Origin of the sequence: Rahnella sp. CJA17(1/100) (genome assembly GCF_963881615.1) — a bacterium.
Classification (GTDB): Bacteria; Pseudomonadota; Gammaproteobacteria; order Enterobacterales; family Enterobacteriaceae; genus Rahnella; species Rahnella aceris.
Genome location: NZ_CAWOJA010000073.1, coordinates 254,295 through 261,948, shown reverse-complemented (window position 1 = coordinate 261,948; position 7,654 = coordinate 254,295). Strand labels below are relative to the sequence as shown.

6 protein-coding genes are annotated in these 7,654 nt (G+C 55.1%); 2 read left to right on the top strand and 4 right to left on the bottom strand.

All coding sequences use genetic code 11. The annotated features are described in order from the left end of the window. Window positions 1-87: 87 nt before the first annotated feature. The 4 genes from AACU55_RS23360 to AACU55_RS23345 all read right to left on the bottom strand — a co-directional run bounded on the left by AACU55_RS23360 (window position 88) and on the right by AACU55_RS23345 (window position 5,618). Window positions 88-2,514 (bottom strand): DUF3772 domain-containing protein, encoded by a 2,427-nt coding sequence (locus AACU55_RS23360; protein ID WP_134706225.1) that lies wholly within the window; start codon window positions 2,512-2,514, stop codon window positions 88-90. 232 nt (window positions 2,515-2,746) lie between these two features. Continuing rightward, window positions 2,747-3,562, bottom strand: a complete 816-nt coding sequence (locus AACU55_RS23355) for a hypothetical protein (protein WP_037034743.1) — start codon at window positions 3,560-3,562, stop codon at window positions 2,747-2,749. A 24-nt stretch (window positions 3,563-3,586) separates the two neighbouring features. Next, complete coding sequence (locus AACU55_RS23350) at window positions 3,587-5,248, bottom strand: multidrug ABC transporter permease/ATP-binding protein (protein ID WP_134706224.1); 1,662 nt, start codon at window positions 5,246-5,248, stop codon at window positions 3,587-3,589. A 79-nt stretch (window positions 5,249-5,327) separates the two neighbouring features. Next, window positions 5,328-5,618: a glucarate transporter gene (locus tag AACU55_RS23345; RefSeq protein WP_134706223.1), complete on the bottom strand. Its 291-nt coding sequence runs from the start codon at window positions 5,616-5,618 to the stop codon at window positions 5,328-5,330. Here AACU55_RS23345 and AACU55_RS23340 point away from each other — a divergent pair. Both AACU55_RS23340 and AACU55_RS23335 read left to right on the top strand, forming a co-directional pair. Continuing rightward, on the top strand, window positions 5,561-6,163 hold the full coding sequence (locus tag AACU55_RS23340) for a LysR substrate-binding domain-containing protein (RefSeq protein ID WP_371687424.1): 603 nt from the start codon (window positions 5,561-5,563) through the stop codon (window positions 6,161-6,163). The genes AACU55_RS23345 and AACU55_RS23340 overlap by 58 nt on opposite strands. Next, the gene (locus AACU55_RS23335; protein ID WP_119261561.1) at window positions 6,163-7,449 is read left to right on the top strand and encodes a DUF445 domain-containing protein; all 1,287 of its coding nucleotides are present in this window, start codon (window positions 6,163-6,165) and stop codon (window positions 7,447-7,449) included. The genes AACU55_RS23340 and AACU55_RS23335 overlap by 1 nt, the downstream gene beginning before the upstream one ends. The last annotated feature ends 205 nt before the right edge of the window (window positions 7,450-7,654 follow it).

The following is a 7,654-nucleotide window of genomic DNA, read 5'->3' as shown; positions in this document are numbered from 1 at the left end:
TACTTCAACTTATTGATTTTTCTTTAATACCCCACCCCAACCCTCCCCTTCGCAGGGGAGGGAGTCGACCGGATCATGCTTTGGATTTTACTCCTCAACCGGAACGATCCTCTCTGCCGGTTTCTCCAGAATCATCGTCTGCGTCTGACTCAGACTGATCCCCGCGGCCCGCAGCATTTTCAGGATTTCGTAAAGCAAATCACTGCGCGTACCGCTGACCATGCGCGGGCTGTTCACAAAACCTGTCACACTCAGCACAATCCCGGTCGGTCCCAGTTCTTTAAAGCTGACCGAGGCCGGTGGGTTTTCCAGAATGGATTCGTGCAAGTTGTAGGCTTCCAGCAGCAATGTCTTAACCTGTTCCGGGTCGATATCCAGCGGGAAGGTCAACGTGATAGTCGCCACGCCCTGCGCGTTACCCATGGTGGCGTTACGCACGTTCTGCGAAATCAATTGTGAGTTCGGCACAATCACGGTGGATTTATCGCTTAGCTGAATTTCAGTTGCACGGACATTGATACGGCGGATATCCCCTTCCACACCGCTGATGCTGATCAAATCCCCCACTTTCACCGGACGTTCGGTCAGCAGGATCAGACCGGAGATGAAGTTCTTCACAATCTCCTGCAAACCAAAACCGATACCGACCGACAAGGCACTGACGATCCATGCCAGTTTGTTCCATTCGATGCCCAGCGAAGACAGCGTCAGCAGGATGATCAGCACGTAGCCGACGTTGGTGAACAGCGTCACCAGCGAGGCACGCATACCGCGATCCATCATGGTTTTTGGCAGGAAATCGTTATCCAGCCACCTGCGTGCGGAACGCAAAATATACCAGCCGACCACCAGACACAGCACCGCGTTGACCGCGTGCGCCGGAATGATGTTCATGCTTTCGAGACCTTTACCGCCCCAGATATCGACGATTTTTGCCAGCAGCTCCAGCGGCGTCGTCGTGCCGAAAGTACCGTTAAGCAGCGCGACGGCGGCCATCAGCAGCAGTCCGGTTTTACCGATTGCCGAGAATAACGTGGCAGCCAGTGACAGGTGACGGTCATTGACGCTCAGCGTACTTTTGAGGATTTTGCCGCTGTGCGTGGTCGGCGCAAACAGACTCTCACACAGGTCCACGACAAAGTGGATCAGCAGATACAGGCAACTGACTACCAGCCCGATCCACAGCAGTTCGAAGGTCACAAAACGCGCCAGCGGAATATAACCAATCAGCAGCGCCATCAGGATGACAAACGCCGTCAGGCTTATCACCAGATGGATAAGCCCGGCCAGCGTGGAACGTGCTTCGGTCTGTTCCCCTTCGGCCTTCATCTTGCGACGCATACGGTTGATACGCACTGGCGCGATCAGGCAGTTGAGCGCCACGAGTAACGCCGCCAGTCCGTTGCCAAATAACGTTGCTGAGACGCTGGCACCGACCAGGTTATTCAGCTGTTCGATGATACCGAACAGGAAAATAAAGCCTGCCAGCAGAACCGGGAATGATGCCAGTGTTTTTGCCAGCGGATCGGCTATGCCCGGCAGACGCCACGACGGATGGTTATTGGAAAGTAATGCAATCCCCAGACCGGCGATCACGGCGGAGAAATAGGTCAGTTCAACCAGTTGTCCGGCAAATTCCGTCACCCACGGCGAGGTATCCGGCAGACGGGTGAAAATATACCCGAGCAACTGAACGCTGATGCCAAGCGTCAGGGTGGTGCTCAGCGTAGTGAAACAGGCCAGAAAACTGCGACGGAAACGCCCCTGCGGCAACCAGCGCGGCAGGATCCAGTTCATCGGTCTGTCCAGCACACGGCGACCGGCCAGGCCAATCACCAGCACCAGTAACAGATAAATCGCGGTGCCGATGCGCCATTCCTCGCTCCACGCCTGCATCCACGCGTCTTTAACCTGCGAACCGAAGTCATCAAAACGCGCCGCATCATCATCGTTTGGCGTAATAAGCGGTGCCCAGAAATTCCCTCCGATAATGCTGCCGGTATTGAGCGCAATCTGGGTTTTCAGTGCATCACGACGTAATCCGGCGATTTGCGAAGACAGGTTTTGCGCGCCAAGGGAGATGGCTTTGGTCTGCTCGATTTGCGTAGTCAGCAGCGTTTTGCTGTTGTTGAGCTTATTACGCTGGCTGATCACTTGCGGCGTTTCCGTGATCGTGCCCGGTGCAGGCGCCGGCCCCAGCACGTCGAGCTGTGCCTGCACCTGCGCCAGATCCGGCGTCAGCGCCCCTGTCAGCTTGTCGGCATCTTCGGCCAGTTTCTGCGCAGCATCAGTCAGGCCGGTAAATTTCTTGTCGGTTTTCGCCGAAGAGACCTGCTGTTTCAGCTGATCCAGACGCTTTTGTAATGCCGGTAACGCGGTCGTGACGTTCACTTTAACCGGTTGTTCCGCCGTGGCAGGCTGGCCTGTACTTTCGTCGGCCTGACTCAGCACCGGCGTTATCAGCAGACATGACAACAATGCCAGCAACAACGGCACTCTTAACATTTTTTGCATAGAAGGATGATTCCGGGAGTTCGGGAAATTATTGTTTGAAAAATCCGGCTAAGGATACGCTTTCTCGTGCCAAAAGGAGTAGGGATTTTCTGCTTCTCAGGCTGCGGTGCATAACCCTAAATCATTCGGGGTGCATCAGGGCAGCGACTGAGCAAATCCCCGGCAGCATACATAAGTATATGACCGGGGTTTGCGAACGAAGCTAACGCAGAGGCAGTCTGAGGGATGACGGTTAGTGCTGACCGAGCATCTGGCGAAGTATAGCCGCAGACTCCGCAGGCTGGAGCGCCAGAATGCCGGAGTACAGGCTGATGGAAATTTCACACACTTTTTCGCGATCGACATCCGGTTTGGTCAGGTCATTAAACATCTGCAACTGTTCTCCGTACATACTGGCCAGGGCTTCACGCACCGGCACCATCATCTGCACCACTTTTTCCGTGCTCACAGGGGCAGGCATAACCGTTTGCCCGCTGCCGGTCGCCAGCAGTAAATCATTCATGGTGTCGAGATCTTTTCGGAACAGTTCCGGCGGCAGCACCTGTGCGGTATTCACGCCGCCGCTGACCTGCGGATAAAGGAATTTAAAGCAACTGCCGTCTTTGCGTGCCTGCAGCGTCTGCATTTCTTCCAGATTTACCTGCATCGCCTGGTTCACATTGGCGTCCGGTGCGTGGCTGATGCGTTGCGAGAGTAACAATGACACCATCGGTTTGACGGTATCAATGGCTTCCTGCTGCGGTTTACCCTCTTTCTTCATATTCAGGATATTGCTGCGGATCTGCGCATACAGTGCCGGTTCCTGCATTCTGATGGTGTTGTACAGCGGCAATTCGGCCAGCGCCTGATCGATTTTCTGCTCTTCACTGTTACCGGCAAGACGCGGTTTGATGACGCCCCCCCACAGCAGGTTACCGCCGATGATCAACACCAGAAATAAGATCACCGCAGGTACCCGGCCAATTTTGCCTTTTTTGTGTAATGCTCCGATCAGCGAGCCAATGACCGCACCGCTGATGCCCCACACCATCACTTCATTCCAGTTCATTTTCCTTTGCCTTCAGTAAACAATTTAGTGACTTCCAATCTGTGCGACCGCATCGCGGCTGGCGTCAATACGCGCCTGCCCGTGCAGTTCGTGCAATTTGCCCTGTCGCATTTCCAGCAGACGATCGGCGTGTTCAAAATAGTGATCATCATGGCTGATTGCCAGCACGGTTTTACCCATATCACGCAATTGTGGCAACAGCTCGCGGTAGAAGGTACGGCGGAACTGGGGATCCTGATCGGCCGCCCATTCGTCGAGCAACAGGAAATCACGCCCTTCAGCAGCGGCCAGCAACAGCGCCACCCGTTTACGCTGTCCGGCGGACAGTTGCAGATTGGTCACTTCATTGCCGTTGAACTGGAGTTTTTCTTTCATTTTCAGGCGTTGCAGCCAGTCTTCCACCAGCAGCGGATCCGGCATCTCGCCTTGCGGACCCATGAGCTGACCGAACAGGTGGAAGTCGGTGAACACCGCCGAGAAAATCTGCCGGTATTGTTCGGCGTTTTCGGCGGTGACCGGCACGCCGTCGAGCAGGATTTGCCCGGAACGCGGCTGATACAGGCCGGTCAGCAACATCGCCATTGTCGATTTTCCGCTGCCGTTGCCGCCAATCAAAAATACCAGCTCGCCACGGGTGATCGTCAGGTTCAGCGGGCCGACGCCAAAACCAGCGTCCTCTTCTTTGCCTGCGTAACTGAAGGTCAGGTCGCGCAGTTCAAGGGTTTGCCACTTTTTCGCGACAATGGCGGGGGTAAAGGCTGCGTTATATTCCGCCAGTTTCAATGCTTTCAGTTTGCCAAAAGCCACCTGCGCGCTGAGCAGCGTCGGCAGCGCACCCACAGCCTGTAACATGGGTGTCCGCAGGAACAACAGCGTCAGGGAATAAGTAGCGGCAACATCGGTATCCGACCAGCCGAGCGTATTCGCCATGAAGAACACCAGGCCAATCGCGCCCAGCATCATGATATTCGACCAGTTCACGGCGCTCAGGTGGAAGGTGTCGGCGCGGATGATGTGGTGACGATATTCTTCGGCATCTTTACGGTATACATCATCAAACAGATGGCGCGCACGCTCGCGGTTCAGCGCCAGCTCTTTGCGCCCCTCGATCACTTTCTGATAATCGGTTTGCAGTTTGTCTTCCGCATCACGCACTTTCGCCAGATGACGGTAAACATGCGACACCAGTTTGAAACCGCCGAAAATAGTGATCAACAGCCAGATGACCGTCACCAGCAACATTTCCGGTGACAGCCAGGCCAGATATCCCGCGCAACCCAGGGTCAGGATAATCCCCTGCACCAGCTCCGGCAGGCGCACAAACGCCAGTGTGATGTTACGGATGTCGCTGCCCAGGCTGGCAAGCAGTTGCGCATTACCGATTTGCTCGATGCGTTCGATATCGGTATCGAGAATACGTTTAATGAACTGGCCGCGCAGACGGTAAATGAAGTGATGACCGAGCACGGTCAGCGCCAGCTGAGAGCCTAACGTGACCGCCATCAGCAACAGAAGTAATCCGAGGAATTGCGGAAGAACCATCAGCGAGCCTTGGGTGGTTTCAATCAGTTTCAGATTGATAAACGCGATCAGCCCGATGCCCAGAACGGCGCTGAGCAGGCTCAGCGCCATCACCCCTAAAAACGGCCAGCGATATTGCTTAAAGACAACACGTAACAACTCCATGAATTTTTCTCATTCTGAATGCAGGAAAATGATGCTGCACGCAGTTTAATGACACGCATTGTCATATCAAGAACAATTCTCATTTTACCCGTGTATCCTGGCGGATCACCATGCGCTCGAACTTACCGGCGACCACCAGATAGCCAAACATGCCGAGCAAACCGTGCGCGCCGACAAACCACAGCGCGAGGTTAAAGGAGCCGGTTGCCGCGACGATATAACCGATCACTACGGGCGTAATAATCCCCGCAACGTTACCCGGGCAGTTAAACACCCCGCCGCTCAGGCCGATCATTTTCTCCGGCGCGGTATCTGACATCACTGCCCAGCCGATGGCCGATAAACCTTTGCCAAAAAACGCCAGCGTCATCAACGCAATCACCGCCGCATCAGTGGAAACAAAGTTACTGGCAAATCCCGCAGATTATCGCGCTGGCAGCTCAGGAATTGCCGGAAATCACGCTGGTAATGAAGGAAATGGTGTCGTCAGCCCAGCTTCAGGCACTGGCGGCGCGCACGCTGGATATCGGCTTTGTGCGCCAGCCGGTGACGTTATTTCCGCTGGCCTATCATTGCGTACTGCGTGAGCCTTTATGCGTTGCGTTGCCTGCTTCATCCGCGCTGACCACCAAACCCCGCCTCCGTCTGCGGGACTTTGCCGGACAACCTTTCATCATGTATTCCGCAAGCGAAGGAAAATACTTTTACGACTGTATCGCCGGGCTGTTTGCACAGGCCAACGTCGTGCCGCATTACGTGCAACATTGCAGCCAGACTCACACTATTCTCGGGCTGGTGCGCGCCGGTGTCGGGCTGGCGGCATTCCGGCAACTGGTTATCGCGCACTGCACGGCAAGTGGCGCAATCGCAAGAAAAAAGCTGACAGTCCGCCGCTCGCTTCCTAAACTGAGGTAATGGATAAAGAACAAGAACTTCGCCGAAGTAAACGTAACGCACTGGGGTTGCTGCTGGTTGCCGCCGCCCTGTTTGTCATCACCCTTTTCCTGCCGCCCAACTTCTGGGTATCCGGGCTGAAAGCCATTTCCGAGGCCGCGATGGTCGGGGCAATGGCTGACTGGTTTGCCGTCGTGGCACTGTTCCGCCGCGTGCCGGTGCCGTTTGTCGCCTCGCATACGGCGATCATCCCTAAAAACAAAGACAAGATTGCCGATAATCTGGCGGTGTTCGTGCAGGAGAAATTCCTCGCGCCCGCCACACTTATCACACTGATCCGCCAGCATGACCCGGCGCGGATGCTGACAGACTGGCTGAACGCGCCCGACAACGCACAACGGTTTGCCAACTATGCCGTGAAGATGATCCGCGGTTTTCTGGACGTCACTGACGATCAGCGCATCGCCCAGCTTATCCGCCGTGCGCTGTACCGGGTGATCGACAAAATCGACCTGTCAGCGTCGATTGCCACCTTACTGGAAAGCCTGACCAAAAACGGCCGCCATCAGGAACTGCTGGATCAGGCGATGGATCAGCTGGAAATCCTGCTGGCAAAAGACAGCACGCGGCAGTTTATCTCCGCGCAGATTGTCGGCTGGATGAAACGCGAACATCCGCTGACCGCCAAATTACTGCCCACCGGCTGGCTGGGGCGCAACGGCGCGGATATGGTCTCCAATGCCGTGAATTCCGTGCTCGACGATATGGGCAACGATAAAACCCACGCTTTCCGCAAAGGCTTCGATCGCTCGGTGCAAAGCTTTATCTGGAAGCTGCAAAATGACCCGGCGACCGCGCAGAAAGCTGAAGAGATCAAACAGTATCTGAAAGATGACGAAAAGCTGAATACGTATGTTTTGCAGCTGTGGGGCGATATGCGTAACTGGCTGAAAGAAGATTTAGAAAGCGAGGATTCGCGGGTGTTCGCCAAAGTCACCGAATCCGGGCAATGGCTGGGTAATGCGCTGGCGCAGGACGAAAAGCTGCGCCTCTCGCTGAATCAGCAGATGGAAAGTATTGCAGAGAAAGTCGCGCCGGAGTTCGCCGAATTCCTGACCCGTCACATCAGCGACACAGTGAAAGGCTGGGACGCGCGCGATATGTCGCGGCAAATAGAACTGAATATCGGTAAGGATTTGCAGTTTATCCGCATCAACGGCACGCTGGTCGGTGCCTTTATCGGCCTGGTGCTTTACCTGCTGTCACAACTGCCGGTGGCGATTCCCTGGGTGATGGCGCGGATTTAAGGCGCCTGAACAACCTGTATTTTACCCCGGTTCTGGTCCTTAAAACCTCTTCTCAGACTCCCCCTTTGCAGGGGGAGTAGCAAAAAGCCAGGCCGGAAATGGCACGACCGGCGCCCTCTCCTGCGAAGGGGAGGGTTGGGGTATTAAAGACAAATGAATGAGTTAACGTGTGCATTCGCCTTACCACCCGCATGCCTCACTTTTT

What these genes read in the sequence shown, in the direction of transcription:
- AACU55_RS23360 (WP_134706225.1), bottom strand. Translation starts at nt 2,514, where the DNA reads ATGCAAAAAATGTTAAGAGTGCCGTTGTTGCTGGCATTGTTGTCATGT.
- AACU55_RS23355 (WP_037034743.1), bottom strand. Translation starts at nt 3,562, where the DNA reads ATGAACTGGAATGAAGTGATGGTGTGGGGCATCAGCGGTGCGGTCATT.
- AACU55_RS23350 (WP_134706224.1), bottom strand. Translation starts at nt 5,248, where the DNA reads ATGGAGTTGTTACGTGTTGTCTTTAAGCAATATCGCTGGCCGTTTTTA.
- AACU55_RS23345 (WP_134706223.1), bottom strand. Translation starts at nt 5,618, where the DNA reads ATGACGCTGGCGTTTTTTGGCAAAGGTTTATCGGCCATCGGCTGGGCA.
- AACU55_RS23335 (WP_119261561.1), top strand. Translation starts at nt 6,163, where the DNA reads ATGGATAAAGAACAAGAACTTCGCCGAAGTAAACGTAACGCACTGGGG.